A 17,024-nucleotide genomic window follows, 5' to 3' on the forward strand; every position below is an offset into this window, starting at 1 on the left:
AATGGTTTCTCCTCTCTTTAAACACGATGCATCGCATGGAAGATTTCTTCAAGCTGAACGTTGATGGTTAAACCAAGCGGGTCCCCGAGGTCGCTCAGCTTCTGTTGTAGAGCTTCAAGGTTGTCTAAATTCGTTACATCAACAATCATCATCATTGTGAAAAAGTCTTGTAGAATGGTTTGACTAATATCAAAAATATTTACATTTTCGTTTGCGAGGACTGTGGTAACCTTTGCGATAATGCCTACTTGGTCCTTTCCGACTACACTTACGACTGCTCTTCTTTGACTCATTGCACTCACCCCAAAAATAATTTTTTTAAATACAAAAAAAGAGATTGGTTTTTTTCTCCAATCTCATCAGGCATCAGAATAACAAATAGTGATGTTACTCTTCTGTCCTTTTGCCTGAGATTGTGAATCCTTCGGCGCCGCAAACTGCGGTCTCTCCAGAAGCTGCTCCAGTTATAGTGTTACCCATAACCTTCATCGCTTGCTCATTTAGTTGTAGAAAATTTATTTATGTATCCTTTTTAAACCGTATCCTTCTAACATGAAATAATTTAACAATAATTACAGGTTTGGTCAACAAAAAAAACGCTGAGAGGCTCAGTACTATCCAAAATATTGATGGTGCAGGGTACTTTCTCTTGTTTTAATAAAAATAAGAGTTATTTTGAAACTATCTTTTATTTACCTGCATCTATATAGTACAGGTTTCGGAAAAAGGAGGTGGGCCAGTTTGGATGTTGTGGAGGGGTTAAAGGGAAAAGAGGAATCTGCCTTAGTTGAGCTGATGAATATTTATGGTGATTATTTGCTGAGAACAGCGATTTTACTATTGAAGGATAAACAAATTGCGGAGGAAGTTGTACAAGATACGTTTATAACGGCCTTTGATAGAATTTATCAGCTCGCAGACCCTGGGAAATTAAAAAGCTGGCTGACCTCTATACTCGTGAATCACTGCCGGTCACAGCAACGAAAACGAAGCTGGAAGGAAGCTTTTCTTCCCTTTAGTTTAATTGAACGTTTTCAGGAGGGTGAAGAGTTTTTAGGACCGGAAGAACATTTACTCAACCTGATGAAAAATCAACAATTGGGTGCTGCCATACATGAATTGGATTATAAATATCGGGAAGCAATCATCTTATTTTATTTTAACGAAATGAAAATTAATGAGATTGCTCATTACCTAGATGTCAATGAAAATACGATAAAGTCACGGTTAACAAGGGGCCGGTCTCATTTGAAAGAGATTTTAAAGAGAGGAGAAGGTGTAAATGAATCGGGAAAAAGAAATAATCAAACAAAAGCTCGATGATGAGCTTCGATATGTAAAATTTACAAAGCAAGAAGATGTTCTCAACCGAATTAACCCCGTTACGTGGAAAAATAAGCTCTCTGGCATCTGGAATAAAGAGTTTGAAGTCCCTTTAATGCCTATTTTCACCGCTGTCACCTTACTCTTTTTATCGTGGGGAATATGGAAGTTTACAAATGAAAATGATCCGCAACCTCTTTTATCTCACCAAGAGTTAGTGGAAGCTGGAGGCAACATCTACTGGAAGGATCAACTAGAAAGAGCGGTGGTTCTTCATGAAAATTAGATTAAAAGTGAAGCATATCATCCTTACAGTTGTTGGCTTTCTCTTTTTTATTCCTATCACAACAGTTTTCATTATTCCGCAAGCCCAATTGTATGTAGGCGGAAAGCAGCTTGCAGCAGGAGAAATGAATGGAAAAGAAAAGATTCTTAGAGTATTAGAAAAGTCGCTATTTCCAGAACAAAGGTGGGGAATCATTCAAAAATATATGATTGATGGTGGAATTTCTCATCAGTTTGATGTATATGTAGGGCCATCATCCACTCAAGTAAACCATCAATCACATGAAATAAATTTTACTTGGGATGAAAAGTTGCCGTTTTTAAATGAGTATTTGGCGAAAGGACCGATTGATGGTTATTTGACCACAGCAGCATCTCAGTTGTCTTACTATTATCAGCGCGAAGCCAACTTTGAAAAAGCCGATGAAGTATTAAAGCAGGCCTCAGCACGTTATTCAAGTAGTCAATATTCGTTTAATCTAGAAGAGCTGGAACTCGAGCGAATTAAATTGCACATCAAGCAGTCAAACTATGAAGCCGCTGAGGAGCTCATTGATGAGTTAAAGACAAAGGTTACTCCTGGAAATCATCATATAGTCGGCTCGCTCGCTAGCCTTGAAGCGGAAGTGATGCTTCGCGAAGGCCGATTAGAAGAGGGGTATGAGTTGGTCACTCATCAATTACAGGAGTTTAACGAGCAATGGGAAGAAGAAAAACGAGCTCATCCAGAGGATACAGATGTGGGAACGCCTGTCGCTCTTGAGCAACTGTTGTCCTTGAAGGAGTATTTAGAGCGAGCGCTGGAAAAGCAAAACAATGGGGTGACTACAGTTAAAGGGAAGATTGTCCGTAGTGATGGAAAATCGGTTCCTTCTGCAGGAGTGTTTTTACGTCAAGAACTGGCTGTTAACCACAGTGTGTTGGAGGATGAGCCTTATCAAGTGATAACAGATGAGGATGGAAACTTTGAGTTTACCGGAGTCATCCCTGGAAACTACCAGCTTTATTTAGGGTTAACCTTTGACCAAATTGATGGCTGGACATGGCCAGTTGAATATGGAGATTGGATCCAAATTGACGGGCAAGAAACTGAGCGTTTGGAGGTAACCTTTCATCCCTTGCTCGAGCTACATTCGCCTGTTAACCAGGAAGCTATCGAAACAGACACAATGGAGTTCAAATGGGAACCGGTCGAGGGTGCCGCTTATTACGATATTCATTTAGGCGTAGAACTTGATTCAGGTTCGATAGGAACAGTGTTTAAAACTGGCATTACAGGAAATACCCTAACAGTTCCACTAGAAGAGCTGTATAACCAGCAGGTTGGGGTCATGTTTGAAGATACAGAAGATTGGTCATCAGTTGATCCCATTTCAATTCTCGCTTTTACAAACACAGAAAATAAGTTTTCCTGGTCTGTAAAGGCCTATAGTCAAAATGGTGAGATGATTACGCAAAGTAATGGATATCGGCTTAATGAAGATAGTATAGGGAATCTCCCATTCTTTTATTTGCACGCTAGGGACATGACAGAAGCGGATGAACTATTTTTAGATAAAAAAGTGGAGCAGGCGTTTGAGAAGTATAAGGATGAGTATGCGAATAATCCAAATGATTATCATAGTCTAAGGATGATTGTTCGAATGATGGGTATTGAAGCCGCGCAAACAGGAAAGACGAGGGCGGAAGCAGTCTTACCTTATCTAATCAAGTGGGCTGAGGTTTCAAAAGACCCAGATGTTACTTTAGAACTCGCAGACTATTATCATAAAGAACGCAACTGGGAGGAATACGATTATTGGTATGAAAAGTACTTAAAATTAAAGGATTCAAACTAAAAACGATCATAATAGGTCGTTTTTTTGTGCGTAGCAAGTTGTAAAAACTAGTCTAGTAAAAAATACAAAAAGTAATAATAAATCATTGACCTTTACGCAGCGTAAACGTTTATTGTTGAATTAAGGAGGTGAGCGGATGGAGTACACCGTGCAAAAACTCGCAAGTTTGGCGGGCATCAGTACCAGAACCTTACGCTATTACGATGAGATTGGGCTATTAAAACCTGCCAGAGTGAATTCATCTGGCTATCGTATTTATGGGCAAAACGAGGTTGATAGGCTCCAACAAATTCTCTTTTACAGGGAGTTGGGTGTGGGGTTAGATATGATAAAAACGATTGTCACTGCGTCAACATTTGACGAAGCAAGTGCACTGAAAGAACATCGGCAACAACTTATTGAGAAACGGAAGCAATTGGATTTATTAATTACAAATGTCGAAAAAACAATTGCATCATCAGAGGGGAGAATCGAAATGTCGAATAAGGAGAAATTCAAAGGCTTTAAGAAGAAATTGGTTGACGATAATGAAAAGAAATATGGAAAAGAAGCTCGTGATTTATATGGCGACGAGGCTGTGGATCAATCGAACGCAAAACTGATGAATATGAGTCAAGAAGATTATGAAAAAGTGACAAAACTAGAGGCAGAAGTGAAAGAAACACTAGCAAAGGCGCATGCAATTGGTAATCCAGCAAGTGAATTGGCCCAAAGGGCGGCTGACCTTCATAAACAGTGGCTATGCTTTTATGAAGAAGCCAAGAACACCCGTGTCTTTAGACATGGGTGTTCTTGGCGGTTTTTAATCCAAAAAGGGTTTGCATCATCACACAAACGAACTTATGTTTGGTATAATATACGGGAATAGACCGAAAGGAGCATGTGGAATGAAGAAAGTATACTTTTCTAATCGAATTTACAAACACTCATTAACCGAAAAGTATGTTGAAGCCATTTCACATGCTCTTTTAGTGTTCAATCAAGCGAAGCATTTTTGCTTCCAACTTCAAGTAAAAGAAAAACGTTCCGGTCAGAGCTTTCGCTCTGAAAGCATGCATAAAACAGTGAAATCGAAATACAACTTAAAAGATTACTATGCAAATAGCGCGGTTCAAGAAGCGAATGCACTTATGTCTTCACAACAAGAATTGAAAAATCTTAACGTTTCGAACAGAACAGAACAAATAAAGTCTGTTAAAAAGAAGATTAAAACAACTAAAAGTCGTTTGACGACATTGAATAAAATCAAAAACTCCTTTGTGCAAGGGAAACCTAAATTCAATAAGACTTCCCGCGAACAGCGAAAAGGGAGCTTTTTCGTTGTTCAATTTAAAAAGAAAACGGATATTTACTATCACGAATACCAATTTGAACACGAATATCTTGATAAGGAAATTGCCTTCTTGAAGTCTCGTTTAGGTAGATTAAATTTCCGTTTAGATAGACTAGAAAAGTTGCTCGCTTCTTTAGAAAAGAACATCAAAAGTGTGGTGTTTGGAGGAAAGAAGCTGTTTAAAGGTCAACATACACTCGAACAATATAAAACCAACCACTCGCTCTGGAAGCGTAAATTCGAGCAGGCTCGATACAATCAAATGCTCATAAGTGGTCGAAAAGACTCCGCGAACGGTAACTTCGTTTTTATATATGGTACAAATACGAATAGCCTGTCCTTTCAAACACCGAACGGTGTTCGTGTGAACATTGAAGGGCTTGTGTTTCCTTATGGACAAGAAAAAGTGAACGACGCTGTTGATACGCAGTTATCAACCAAAGATAAGAAAAATTATGGTAAGGCTATCTCATGGTCAATTGAGGACCATGGAGATTATTATATTTTCAAGTGCATCGTAGATGTACCTGAAAATGAAATTAAAAATTTCAGTAAAAGCGCCGGTATGATAGGTGTTGATTTAAACGTGGACCATATTGCTTGGAGCAATGTAAATTCAATTGGCCAACTCACTAAATCAGGTACACTCAACTTCTCTTTAGAAGGGAAAACAAGTGGCCAAATTACTAAGCTTATTGAGACTGAAGCTATTGTTTTAGTTGATATTGCAGTTCGTTGTAAAAAGCCTATTTCCTTAGAAAAGCTGGATACTACTAAATCAAAAGTGTCTGGTGCATATGGCAACAAAAAAGCGAACAGGAAAATGTCCATGTTCGCTTACGAAAAATTAATATTAGCTACCAAAAGTCGAGCTGAAAAGATGGGTGTTGCGGTGTTTGATATTAACCCCGCTTATACATCACAAATCGGTAAAATGAAATATATGAAGCGTTTCGGTATCAGTATTCACGAAGCAGCTTCTTATGTCATTGCTCGTAGAGCAATGGGATATAAAGAGAAACTCCCACCAGTTTTGCATTCCTTGTTACCAGAGAAGATAACAAGTCTACATCACTGGGCGCAATGGGGAAAAGTTTCGACGCTCCTGAAAAGTATTAGAACCAAAAACTATTACCAATCAGAACTTTTTGACAGAAGGCAGTTCCGGGAAACTGGACTCTTGTTTTGTTGTGCTTTGACAGATGATGAAACAAAAGCGTTGTCGAAGTTAAATAAGTAGGAAATCCTAGACCTAGTTGAACGGGTTTAGGTACGCCGTAAGGCGTTCTGTTCTTCAGAATCTTGGCACTTTAGTACCGAGTAGTTCAATGGAAAGAGTACAGCAAGGAAGCGCATGCCGGACTGGCACAAATGTATGTGGCTGACGAACGCTTTACGGCCTATTATGACAAAGAGCAACCCGGAACAGCAGAGTTCCTACGAGATGCTATTCTTATTTATACAAAGTGAATGGAAATACTCCTACTAGTTAGTGATTTGGGGAATACTACCAAACCTAGTTGGTAGGAATTTTTTTTTTAGTAAAATAAAGTAAGTTTTGATAAATTCATTAGGTACAATTAAAATAAGCATATCTTGGAAGAACTAAAGGATATGGATAATGAATAGGGTAGGAGGGTTTGAATGGGAAAACGGGAGGTCTTTTGGGGAGTTATAAGTTGTGTCATTATCATACTTGCTTATATTATTCCCTATACATTTCTGACAAACATGGCAAACTGGTATGGGAGCTTTCTGCTTTGGATTGGTGTTGCCTGTGTGATCATCATCATTAACCTCATGATCACAAAAGACTGGGGGTCATAATTTGAGTAATAGTTTAATTTGGTGGGGGATCAGTATCTATACGGTTGCATCCTTATATATCGCCTATTTGTCTCGGAGTGGACAGGAAGTCAGTATGTCAGGCTATTTCCTCGGGAACCGAAAAATGAATGGTTTTGTTTCCGCCTTAAGTTATAGTGCGACCACCTATAGTGCTTTTATGATGGTGGGGTTAGCTGGGTTAACTTATCGAGGCGGAGTAGGAGCATTAGGCTTCGAAATTATTTATTTTGCGGGAGTAACCCTAGTTGCTTTTTTTGGCCCAAGATTCTGGTTAGCAGGGAATAAATATGGTTATGTAACACCCACTGAAATGTTGGGTGACCGCTACGATAATAAAATGGTCTCGGTTGTTATTGCGATATCAACTTGTATTTTTCTTATTCCTTATAGTGCTGTTCAATTAGCAGGGGTAGGTTACCTGGTTGAGGGGATGACAAACGGTAGAATTTCTTTCACGACGGGCGTCATCATAGCCACTGTATTAGCCATTGTATTTTCATTTATCGCTGGAATCCGCTCTGTTATGTGGACAGATTCCTTACAGGCTTTAATGATGATTGTAGCTTCTACTATCGTTGTATTATTGATTATTCAAGGTTTGGGTGGATTTAGTAGCTTTTTTGGTTCTTTGGAGGCAAACTATCCAGAGTCTTTGACGGTGCCTGGGAATGGATTTTGGAGTTTTGCTACGTTTTTATCCATGACGGTTCCATGGTTGTTCTTTAGCCTTTCCAACCCACAAGTAAGCCAAAGGATGTTTATGCCATCCTCCTTAAAAAGCTTAAGAGGAATGCTATTAGGATTCTTAGGGTTTGGACTTGTCTACACCTTGGTTTCAGTTTTATGGGGATTCTCAGCAATCATCATGTTTCCTGGGCTTGAAAATCCGGATGTGGCTACTCCAAGGTTATTATCTTCGGAGTTCGTTCCCCCGGTTTTAGGAATTATCGTTATGATTGCGATTATTGCAGCAGCAATTTCTACGATTGACTCTATTATGCTGACACTTGCATCGCTCTTCGCAAGAGATGTTTACGGGAATATAAAACAAAATGTGAGCGAGAGACGTCAGTTAGCAATAGGAAAATTAGTCATGCCAATTATTGCTATCATGGCCTTTGCTTTTGCTGAACTGCAATTAGATTTAATAGCCGTGTTATCGGTGGCTTCGTCTGCAGGTTTGACCGTGACAGTACCAGCGATAATCGGAACATTCTTTTGGAAAAAGGGAACAGCCGCAGGTGTCATCACCAGTGTAACAGTAAGCGGGCTTTTAGTCCTTATCCTAGAACTGTTTATGATTAAGCCTTATGGTATCGGCTCTGGTGTTTGGGGATTATTGCTATCTACCCTTTTGTTTGTTGGGGTAAGTTTAGTGACAAAACCACCAGCAGAAAAGGCAGAAGAATTTTTGACCTATATTAATAGCGAGCTGAAACGAAAGCTTAAGTCCTCCAATAAATCAAAGGGTGAAACGGCAAATAAAGGATAGTAGGCTTCCCTGAAAAAGATATTGGAAGCTTTAAATTGAACAACGCTTTGTTACATAAAAAAGAAACGGCAATCCACATTTTGATGGGATTGCCGTTCTGTTTTTTTATAGTCATGACGAACAATAAGTCCGTTTTTAAAGCCATCTGAAAAACTATTTCATAAAGAGTCTAAGCGATTTCTTTAAATTTCTCAACCGCCTTTTCGATTTCTACTGTGTTTCCTAACTCAATTAGGGTTTCACCTATAAGAACTACTGCTTTTTCTAGCATCTCTTCGGTTGTATTTCCCATATGTCCAATGCGGAAGGCTTTGCCTGCTAAATGGGCCAATGCTCCAGCGACAATCAGACCTTTCTGGGCGAGGGCAGCACGGAAAGCAACGTCGTCAAGTCCCTCGGGATATAGAATGCAGCTTAATGTTGCAGCGGCAGCATTCTCCTCTGCTAAAGCATTCATACCATAGACAGTAAGTGCTGCTCGTACAGCTTTTCCATATGCAGTATGACGCTTATAGCGGTTTTCCATTCCCTCCTCAAGAACTATCCGCATTCCTTCATCGTAGGCATAGATGAGATTTACAGGTGGTGTCGCAAAGTATTTTTGTGGGTCATGCATGATTGGAATCCAATTATAAATATCACTATAATAAGCTGGGATACGCTCTAGTTGTTTTCGTGCCGCTAAGGCGGTTTGGTTGAAAGCAACAATGGCAAGGCCAGGAGGTACGCCAATTGCTTTTTGAGAGCCTGTTAAAATAACATCAATCTTGGCATCCTCGCTGCCATAGGTTTTGCTCATGTTTTCTTCCATTGCTGCTGTTGCACAGACTCCATCAAGAATAACAAGTGCGCCGTGCTTTTTTATAATAGGTACTAATGTTTCTAAATCAGCGGCAACTCCTGTTGATGTATCAGCATGTGTAATGGTAACCGCTTTAAATTGCCCTTGAGCAAGTTTTTCCTCTACTTCAATAGGGTTGACCTGTTTACCCCATTCAGAATGGATGACTTCCACTTGGAGTCCAAACGCTTCACTTAGCTTTATAAACCGATCTCCAAAAAAGCCTTGGCTGATGACTAGAATCTTTTCACCAACGGCAACGGTGTTTAGAAGAGCCATCTCCATGGAGAGCGTTCCTGAGCCGGAAATTACAAACACTTCACCATCCGTTTTAAACATTGCCTTTGTTTTTTCAATAGCATTACGGTAAATAGCAGCAAATCGTGCATCAGTATGGCTTCTAGTTTCTTGACCTAAAGCATCATAAATCGAATCTACTACCGGTGTTGGTCCTGGTATAAGTAGCATTTCCTCGTTACGCAATCCAACCATCCCCTAATCTATTATTGATATAATTTTCCATTCTATCTTCTATTTTACATAAAAGATTCCATTAAATCTCAAATACTTTTATCAACTTTTTTACATTATTCGTTGTTTTTTTTATAAGGCTCTTTTCTCAAACTTTGTTGCTTGTGGATACAAAATAGGATGGATAAAGCTTTGTTTCACTGCAAATAGCTTTTTATTATGAGGAAAGAGCTTGCAAACTTACTATACCGTACAAAATCCATTGCCTTGCGTTAAAATCGGCTTTAGGTAGTAAAAATCGGTTTTAAGATTTTTACAATTTTAACAACAAACTTTACGAAAACAGACTTTTATAAAGAAGCTAAGTGGGTGATTAATTGGTTCACGATTGTTCAAAATTTCCAAAGCACAATCTTATGGTGTGCCCATACCTTATTACTGAACAAACTGAATCGCCGAAGCATATGATTAAGTGTGGGGATAACTGTTGCAAAGCTGTTGACGGATTGCTTTTCCTCATGTATGATAACTCTGTTTTACATTATTTTGCAGGGAAAGGTGGGTAGGGAAATTAGGTTCAACTTAAAGCGCCAGGACTAATTCTGTTCGGAAAGAGAGTTAGTTGACGAGGTGGAGGTTTATCGAGTTTTCGGCGGATGCCTCCCGGCTGAAGAGCACAGCCGCAATTCCTGCTTTAAAACATTAAGGCAACTTAATGCACAAAGAGTAGGGAATGCTAGCAATTAGATAGGTTGGATACGTGCCAACCACCCATTTTACAGAGATAAGGGGGCAAAGAGCCCCCGAGGCTTCTTGCCCCCTATCCATCAGGGAGGAACGAAGTTTATGTGTGGTATTGTTGGATATATTGGATATAACGATTCAAAAGAAATTTTATTAAAAGGGTTAGAAAAACTTGAATATCGGGGCTATGATTCTGCAGGTATCGCGGTAATCAATAATAATGGTGTTCAAGTCTTTAAAGAAAAAGGCCGTATTGCGGACTTGCGAGAAGCAGTAGATCCTAGTGTAGAGGCACAGACTGGAATTGGACATACACGCTGGGCAACCCACGGGGTACCAAGCAAGACAAACTCACATCCACACCAAAGTGCTTCTGAAAGATTTACGCTTGTTCATAATGGTGTAATTGAAAATTATGACATCCTTAAGCGTGAGTATTTGCAAAATGTGGAATTAAAAAGTGAAACCGATACAGAAGTCATCGTACAGTTAGTTGAACTGTTTGCAAACGATGGATTAACGGTAGAAGAAGCGTTTCGCAAAACGTTGACACTTTTACATGGTTCTTATGCACTTGCTCTTATCGATGAACAAGATAAAGAAACTATTTATGTAGCGAAAAATAAAAGCCCACTTCTTGTCGGACTTGGCTTTGGCTTCAACGTAGTGGCTAGTGATGCGATGGCAATGCTACAAGTTACGGATAAGTATGTTGAATTAATGGATAAAGAAATGGTTATCGTCAGGAAAGATGAAGTTACCATTCAAAATCTTGAGGGTGAAGTCATCAAGCGCGAACCATATACTGCTGAACTTGATGCAAGTGATATCGAAAAGGGAACATACCCGCACTATATGCTGAAGGAAATTGATGAGCAGCCAGCAGTTATGCGTAAAATCATCCAAAACTATCAGGATGCAAATGGTGAGCTTGAGATTGATTCAGATATTGTCTCAGCAATGAATGAAGCTGACCGTATTTACATTATCGCTGCCGGAACCTCTTATCATGCAGGGCTTGTTGGGAAGCAGTTTATTGAAAGGCTAGCTCAAATCCCAGTAGAAGTGCATATCTCTAGTGAATTTGGCTACAATATGCCACTTTTATCTAAAAAGCCATTGTTTATCTTTATTTCTCAAAGTGGGGAAACTGCGGACAGCCGTCAAGTTCTTGTTCAAGTCAAAGAAATGGGGCATAAATCCCTAACGATTACTAATGTCCCTGGTTCCACATTATCTCGTGAAGCCGACCATACGATGCTTCTTTATGCTGGTCCTGAAATCGCCGTTGCTTCAACAAAGGCTTATACAGCTCAGCTTGCTGTTTTAGCTATTTTAGCTGAAGTTACAGCAAAAAGCCGTGGCATGGAGGTATCATTTAACCTTGTACAGGAGCTTGGTATTGTTGCGAATGCAATGGAAGTACTCCGTGACTCTAAAGAAGAGTTTGAAATGATTGCTCGTGAGTATCTATCTACTACGCGTAACTGCTTCTTTATTGGTCGTGGAATTGATTTCTATGTAGGCCTTGAAGGTGCCTTGAAGTTAAAAGAAATCTCTTACATCCAGGCAGAAGGTTTTGCTGGTGGAGAGCTAAAGCATGGAACAATTGCTTTGATTGAAGAAGGAACACCTGTGGTAGCACTTGCAACCCAGAAATTTGTAAACTTAAGCATTCGCGGAAATGTAAAAGAAGTGGTAGCCCGTGGGGCAAACCCATGCATCATTTCGATGGATGGTTTGAACATGGAAGATGATCGCTTCGTCATTCCAGAAGTGCATGAGCTATTAACACCCCTTATCTCTGTTATACCAATGCAGTTGATTTCTTACTATGCGGCACTGCACCGTGATTGTGACGTTGATAAGCCAAGAAACTTGGCAAAATCGGTTACAGTTGAGTAAGGAGTAGATTGAGCTATATCTAAAACTTAAATCCGAAGGTGAATCTGAGAGCAGATTCAAGCCTTCGGATTTTTTTTGCAAATGAATGAATATTTATTGAAAGTTTTCCCAAGTGATTTTTTTGTCGATTCCTGTTGCATTTTATTTCATAAAGTATTATGATAATTAAATCGTTATTATATTGAAAAAATATTCTAGCAATTTAAAAAAAGGGATAAATTGCTGTAACATATGGGGGAACAAATAATGAATGATGAAAAAAAGTTATCCTTTTCAGCCTATGCAACGATTGGAGTCATGCTATTTGCTTTATTTTTTGGCGCTGGTAATCTCATCTTCCCGGCACAATTAGGTCAAAATGCAGGTGCGAATTTGTGGCCAGCTATAACAGGGTTTTTAATTACAGGAGTTGGCTTGCCATTGCTGGGGATATTAGCGATGAGCTTTTCTGGGAGTCGTGATCTACAAGAGCTTTCTAGTAGGGTCCATCCTATTTACGGAATCTTTTTCACCTCCCTGCTTTATCTAACAATAGGGCCTTTCTTTGCTGCTCCTCGTACGGGGACAGTTGCCTATGAGGTGGGGATCTCTCCATTTATAAGTGAGGGTTCGCAACAAGTGGCACTGATCGTTTTCACCCTTATATTCTTTGGTGTCACGCTCTTATTTTCATTGAACCCTGCTAAAATTGTTGATAATGTTGGTAAAGTTTTAGCTCCAGGGCTTGTCGGGCTAGTCGCTATTCTTTTAATTATTGTTGTCATTAATCCAATGGGGGCAATTCAAGCTCCGCAAGAGGGTTACCAGAGTGGTGCTTTTGTTAAAGGCTTTCTTGAGGGATATAACACAATGGACGCATTAGCCTCTCTTGTGTTTGGGATTATTGTCATTAAAGCGATTCGAGGGATGGGGGTTACTTCAACCAAAGGAATCCTTGTATCGACTGCGAAGTCAGGGGCAGTTGCAATATCATTGCTAGGAGCGATCTATGTAGGAATTGCCTATTTAGGCGCAACAAGTGTAGAAGTGATTGGGATTGCGGCGACAGGCGGACCGGTATTAAGCAGTGCTGTTTCCTATTACTTCGGAACAATCGGTTCAATCTTCTTAGCATTGATGATCATCTTGGCATGCTTAACAACAGCAATTGGCCTAACGATTGCTTGTGCCGAATATTTTCATACATTGCTTCCCAAGTTTAGCTATAAAACACTAGTCATCTTCTTTACAAGTGTGACCTTTGTGATTGCTAACTTTGGATTAGCAAACATCATTGCCTTTTCAATTCCTGTTCTGATGTTCCTTTATCCACTTGCGATTGTCATTATGCTTTTAGCCTTTTTATCACCAGTGTTCAACCATGCTCGCATTGTGTATGCTTCGACCATTGCAGTTACATTTATCATTAGTCTTTTCGATGGTTTAAAGACGCTTTGTGACTCCCTAGGGATTGAATATTTTAACTGGATGGTTTCCTTGATTAGTGTCTATGAACAAATCCTACCATTCTATAACCAAGGACTTGGATGGCTGATTCCTGCATTGATTGCAATTATCTTATCTACCTTAATCTCGCGAGTGGCAAATCTTTCAACTGTAAAAGCATAATCTCGATACTAAAATTAAAATGAGCCAATTGATTATCTTTCTGCTACCATAGTGTGAAGTTTTCCTTCTTCATTCTATGCTAGGATAGATGGGAATCAATATTGGCTCATTTTTTATTTTTAAAAAAATCAGGAACTACTGTAACATATAAAGCTTTATTTCGTTATCTTTGGTGACTTTGTAAAAGGGCCATTTTCGTAAAGATTGTTGTTAAAATTGTAAAATCATAAAACCGATTTTTACTACCTAAAGCCGATTTTAACGCAAGATAAGCTATTTCGTACGTTATATAAAGTTTTCACGCTCTTTTCTCATTATTAACCGCAAATTTGTAGTGAAACAAATTTAAATCCAACCTATTTTGATCCAAGAGCAACAAAGTTTGAGAAAAGAGCCTTGTAAAAAGGGGCAGAAGAATGGATTATGGACATAATGACAGCCTGGAGGATCTATATCGAAAATATGCAAAACCTCTTTATTATTTTCTACTAAAAATGTCCGGTTCCCCTCATGTAGCAGAGGACTTAACCCAGGAGACCTTTGTGAGGGCAACCGTTTCTTTGCCTTATTATCAACAGGAGGAGGCACGCGCCTGGCTGTTTAAGGTTGCTAGAAATGCCTATTTGGATGAGTGGAGACGGCGCCAAAAAAGGAAATGGGTGCCATTTGCTGATTATTTTTTCTCGAGAGACGACATGATTAGCCCATATGGATTGCCTGAGCAAGAGGCGATTGAGGAAGAAACAAAAGAAGACTTGAAAGACCTTTTGGATTATTTGCCAGAACAATATCGAACCTTATTGTATTTGCGAGAATACGAATCCTTTAGTTATCTGGAAATTCAACACGCACTTGATATGACAGAAAGTCAAGTCAAGGTGACGTTGCACCGAGCTAGGAAAAGGTTATCACAGTTAGCTGAAAAGAAAGGATGGAGGAATGACAATGGCGGAATGGAATAAAGAAAAAGAAAAAAAGATCTTGTTCAAATATCGTTTCACGTTAACGGTAAGAGTCATCAGGGTATTGCTTGCTTGTCTATTTCTCTTTTGGGTCTATATGCTTGTTGTAACCATCAGCTATGATGCGCTTCATCTTGATAAAAAACACGCTTTTTATAGTAAACTAGCGATGGATTGGACTACGCCAAATTTGTACGAGGAGTTTGGGGAGGTTACCCAGAGTGAGATTACCCCCTTTTTAACTCAAAAAATATCCTTCCCTGTCTCGCGTATGGTTGGAAAGGAGCCTAAAGTTGTTGGTGAAATGGAGATAAAGAAAACATTTTTGAATATGTTTTCGAGATCTAGTGTGGATTTTTACCAAAACAATCAAGATAATAACTATCGATTTTTCTTACCTGAACATCCTAAAACAGGTGAAAGCTTAGGAGCAGAAGATAACGATCGTGTTTGGAAGCTATTGGAGAAGATACACGAAGGAACAGTAGCAGAACTGAGCTTTTCTACCTCTGGATTTATGTCACCGGAAGAGCTGCTTGAACTGTTAGCACCCTATGATGTTGACCTTTTGTGGGCCCCGCTTTATACGGGGGAGTTTAAAGAGTTCGAGCCGAGCAGTTATGGAGGTGGCGGTAGCGATTTATCGATTCATTATATCTTTGGATTATCTGGCGGCCGAGAAATTAGTGATGATTATATGTCTGAAGGGAAAATTCAGTATCTAAATACAGAACTTCTTGCTGATAGTAAAAAAATGATGCTCGCTAATATGAAGAACTTACTTGAAGAAGAGTCTAAAAGTTACATTGAAACCTTTTTAGGGCTACACAAGCTTGAAGAGCGTTACCTTTATTTAAAGGACAATGAGTTTACCGTATATGGTGCGGTCGTAACTGGTCCAGTAAAGGAGCTATTAAAGCTTCAAGAAGTAGAAGAAATAAGAGGAGCCCAACTTGGGGAAATGGATTATTGGAACTGGGAAGAAGAATGAATTGTAATCAAAGGCTGTATTCGTAAAGATTTAAGGACAAAACCTAGTAAGAAAGCAGGAAAAATGTCCATGAGAAGTCCGCTCAAGGAAAAAATCTAGTAAGAAAGCAGGAAAAGTGTCCATGAGAAGCCCGCTCAAGGACAAAACCTAGGTAAGATAACAAGAAAAATGTCCATGAGAAGCTAAAAGACCTAATATCAAACAAAGGAGAGCCATTAAGTGGTCTCCTTTATTCATCATTCATAGCTGATCTAGTAACTTTACAACCTCATCAATTTCCTGTTTTGTTGTGTATCTTCCTAGACTAAAGCGAATAGCCCCCATGCCAGCAGATTCGTTAACGCCCATTGCTTCTAAAACGGGTGATAAGGATACTTCGCCAGCGTGGCAAGCAGACCCAGTTGATGCGGCAACTTGTGGCAAGGCAGTGAGGATTTCCTGACCAATTCTGTTTTCAAAGTTTACACTGAGAGTATTTGGTAGTCGGAATTCTGGATGGCCATTAAGTGAAACGTTAAACAGTGAGAGCTCTTTTAGCTGATGCCAGAAGTCCTCTCTTAACCTCAAAATCCTTTCGTTTTCCCCGATATTCTTTTGTGCTAATTCACAGGCCTGACCTAACCCAACCACCAGAAGGACATTTTCTGTACCAGCCCGCCGTCCACTCTCATGCCCGGCACCATGAATAAGAGGTTCAATTTCAATTCCTTCCCGCACGTACAACGCTCCTACTCCCTTGGGAGCATATACCTTATGGCCGGCTATTGTTAAGAAATCAACATGAAGCTGCTCGACATTGAGGGGTACTTTTCCTGCAGATTGAGAAGCATCTGTATGAAAAAATACATGATGTTTTTGAGCAATTCGACCAATCTCTTCAATAGGTTGGATTGTACCAACCTCGTTATTGGCGTGCATGACAGTAATCAGAATCGTCTGGTCCGTGATTGCTTTTTCAATATCCTCAGGATTTACCCTCCCATATTGGTCTACCTCTACATATGTAATTTCAGCTCCAAGCTTCTCAAGATATTTACATGGATTGAGTATGGCTGGATGTTCAATTTTGGTTGTGATAATATGCTTTCCTTTTTCTCTATAGGTCTGAAACACTCCTTTAAGTACGTGATTATTAGATTCACTTCCACCGCTTGTAAAGATGACTTCCTGTGCGGAACAGTTTAACATTGCTGCTGCTTGGCCTCTGGCATATTCGACAGCCTTCTTTCCTTGTACTCCAGCAAAGTGAAGGGCAGAAGGATTTCCGTAATACTCTTCTAAATATGGTTGCATGACTGCCTTAACCTCTGGGGCTATGGGTGTGCTTGCATTATAATCCAAATATATTTGTTCCATTTTCAAACTCCTCACTGTCCTTTGGTT

14 protein-coding genes, 1 pseudogene and 1 riboswitch are annotated in these 17,024 nt (G+C 39.5%); of the genes and pseudogenes, 12 read left to right on the forward strand and 3 right to left on the reverse strand.

Going from position 1 to position 17,024, the window contains the following annotated elements:
• Positions 1-17: 17 nt before the first annotated feature.
• Positions 18-293, reverse strand: a complete 276-nt coding sequence (locus LG336_RS02155) for an ACT domain-containing protein (RefSeq protein WP_404330936.1) — start codon at positions 291-293, stop codon at positions 18-20.
• 92 nt (positions 294-385) lie between these two features.
• A riboswitch (glycine riboswitch) is annotated at positions 386-462 on the reverse strand.
• Between the two features lie 288 nt (positions 463-750).
• Between LG336_RS02155 and LG336_RS02160 the strand changes: the two genes are divergently transcribed.
• The 8 genes and pseudogenes from LG336_RS02160 to LG336_RS02195 all read left to right on the forward strand — a co-directional run bounded on the left by LG336_RS02160 (position 751) and on the right by LG336_RS02195 (position 8,119).
• On the forward strand, positions 751-1,323 hold the full coding sequence (locus tag LG336_RS02160) for an RNA polymerase sigma factor (protein ID WP_404333075.1): 573 nt from the start codon (positions 751-753) through the stop codon (positions 1,321-1,323).
• Positions 1,283-1,609: a hypothetical protein gene (locus LG336_RS02165; protein ID WP_404330937.1), complete on the forward strand. Its 327-nt coding sequence runs from the start codon at positions 1,283-1,285 to the stop codon at positions 1,607-1,609. Before LG336_RS02160 ends, LG336_RS02165 begins: the two co-directional genes overlap by 41 nt.
• Positions 1,599-3,446: a hypothetical protein gene (locus tag LG336_RS02170; RefSeq protein WP_404330938.1), complete on the forward strand. Its 1,848-nt coding sequence runs from the start codon at positions 1,599-1,601 to the stop codon at positions 3,444-3,446. The genes LG336_RS02165 and LG336_RS02170 overlap by 11 nt, the downstream gene beginning before the upstream one ends.
• A 136-nt stretch (positions 3,447-3,582) precedes the next feature.
• Positions 3,583-4,314, forward strand: a complete 732-nt coding sequence (locus LG336_RS02175) for a MerR family transcriptional regulator (protein WP_404330939.1) — start codon at positions 3,583-3,585, stop codon at positions 4,312-4,314.
• A 19-nt stretch (positions 4,315-4,333) separates the two neighbouring features.
• Complete coding sequence (locus LG336_RS02180) at positions 4,334-6,019, forward strand: IS200/IS605 family accessory protein TnpB-related protein (RefSeq protein WP_404330940.1); 1,686 nt, start codon at positions 4,334-4,336, stop codon at positions 6,017-6,019.
• An 89-nt stretch (positions 6,020-6,108) separates the two neighbouring features.
• A pseudogene (locus LG336_RS02185) lies at positions 6,109-6,249 on the forward strand (TipAS antibiotic-recognition domain-containing protein); the annotation flags it as partial.
• 174 nt (positions 6,250-6,423) lie between these two features.
• On the forward strand, positions 6,424-6,606 hold the full coding sequence (locus LG336_RS02190; RefSeq protein ID WP_404330941.1) for a hypothetical protein: 183 nt from the start codon (positions 6,424-6,426) through the stop codon (positions 6,604-6,606).
• Position 6,607: 1 nt separating this feature from the next.
• Positions 6,608-8,119: a sodium:solute symporter family protein gene (locus LG336_RS02195; protein WP_404330942.1), complete on the forward strand. Its 1,512-nt coding sequence runs from the start codon at positions 6,608-6,610 to the stop codon at positions 8,117-8,119.
• Positions 8,120-8,288: 169 nt separating this feature from the next.
• Here the strand turns inward: LG336_RS02195 and LG336_RS02200 are convergent, their stop codons facing one another.
• Positions 8,289-9,443, reverse strand: coding sequence for a pyridoxal-phosphate-dependent aminotransferase family protein (locus LG336_RS02200; protein ID WP_404330943.1), 1,155 nt, complete (start codon positions 9,441-9,443; stop codon positions 8,289-8,291).
• A gap of 834 nt (positions 9,444-10,277) precedes the next feature.
• Here LG336_RS02200 and glmS point away from each other — a divergent pair.
• From glmS to LG336_RS02220, 4 genes are all read left to right on the forward strand, one after another.
• Positions 10,278-12,080, forward strand: coding sequence for a glutamine--fructose-6-phosphate transaminase (isomerizing) (glmS, locus tag LG336_RS02205; protein ID WP_404330944.1), 1,803 nt, complete (start codon positions 10,278-10,280; stop codon positions 12,078-12,080).
• A gap of 246 nt (positions 12,081-12,326) precedes the next feature.
• Positions 12,327-13,688 (forward strand): branched-chain amino acid transport system II carrier protein, encoded by a 1,362-nt coding sequence (gene brnQ, locus LG336_RS02210; protein WP_404330945.1) that lies wholly within the window; start codon positions 12,327-12,329, stop codon positions 13,686-13,688.
• A 416-nt stretch (positions 13,689-14,104) separates the two neighbouring features.
• On the forward strand, positions 14,105-14,650 hold the full coding sequence (locus LG336_RS02215; RefSeq protein WP_404330946.1) for a sigma-70 family RNA polymerase sigma factor: 546 nt from the start codon (positions 14,105-14,107) through the stop codon (positions 14,648-14,650).
• On the forward strand, positions 14,634-15,641 hold the full coding sequence (locus LG336_RS02220; protein WP_404330947.1) for an anti-sigma factor: 1,008 nt from the start codon (positions 14,634-14,636) through the stop codon (positions 15,639-15,641). Before LG336_RS02215 ends, LG336_RS02220 begins: the two co-directional genes overlap by 17 nt.
• Positions 15,642-15,881: 240 nt before the next feature.
• On the opposite strand, the gene LG336_RS02225 is transcribed toward LG336_RS02220, so the two are convergent.
• The gene (locus LG336_RS02225; protein ID WP_404330948.1) at positions 15,882-16,997 is read right to left on the reverse strand and encodes a cysteine desulfurase family protein; all 1,116 of its coding nucleotides are present in this window, start codon (positions 16,995-16,997) and stop codon (positions 15,882-15,884) included.
• Positions 16,998-17,024: the final 27 nt, after the last annotated feature.

Source organism: Mesobacillus maritimus, from assembly GCF_044803185.1.
GTDB lineage: Bacteria > Bacillota > Bacilli > Bacillales > Cytobacillaceae > Mesobacillus_B > Mesobacillus_B maritimus_B.

Coding starts and splice junctions, on each gene's coding strand:
- LG336_RS02155 (WP_404330936.1), bottom strand. CDS start 293: ATGAGTCAAAGAAGAGCAGTCGTAAGTGTAGTCGGAAAGGACCAAGTA.
- LG336_RS02165 (WP_404330937.1), top strand. CDS start 1,283: ATGAATCGGGAAAAAGAAATAATCAAACAAAAGCTCGATGATGAGCTT.
- LG336_RS02170 (WP_404330938.1), top strand. CDS start 1,599: ATGAAAATTAGATTAAAAGTGAAGCATATCATCCTTACAGTTGTTGGC.
- LG336_RS02175 (WP_404330939.1), top strand. CDS start 3,583: ATGGAGTACACCGTGCAAAAACTCGCAAGTTTGGCGGGCATCAGTACC.
- LG336_RS02180 (WP_404330940.1), top strand. CDS start 4,334: ATGAAGAAAGTATACTTTTCTAATCGAATTTACAAACACTCATTAACC.
- LG336_RS02190 (WP_404330941.1), top strand. CDS start 6,424: ATGGGAAAACGGGAGGTCTTTTGGGGAGTTATAAGTTGTGTCATTATC.
- glmS (WP_404330944.1), top strand. CDS start 10,278: ATGTGTGGTATTGTTGGATATATTGGATATAACGATTCAAAAGAAATT.
- brnQ (WP_404330945.1), top strand. CDS start 12,327: ATGAATGATGAAAAAAAGTTATCCTTTTCAGCCTATGCAACGATTGGA.
- LG336_RS02215 (WP_404330946.1), top strand. CDS start 14,105: ATGGATTATGGACATAATGACAGCCTGGAGGATCTATATCGAAAATAT.
- LG336_RS02220 (WP_404330947.1), top strand. CDS start 14,634: ATGGCGGAATGGAATAAAGAAAAAGAAAAAAAGATCTTGTTCAAATAT.
- LG336_RS02225 (WP_404330948.1), bottom strand. CDS start 16,997: ATGGAACAAATATATTTGGATTATAATGCAAGCACACCCATAGCCCCA.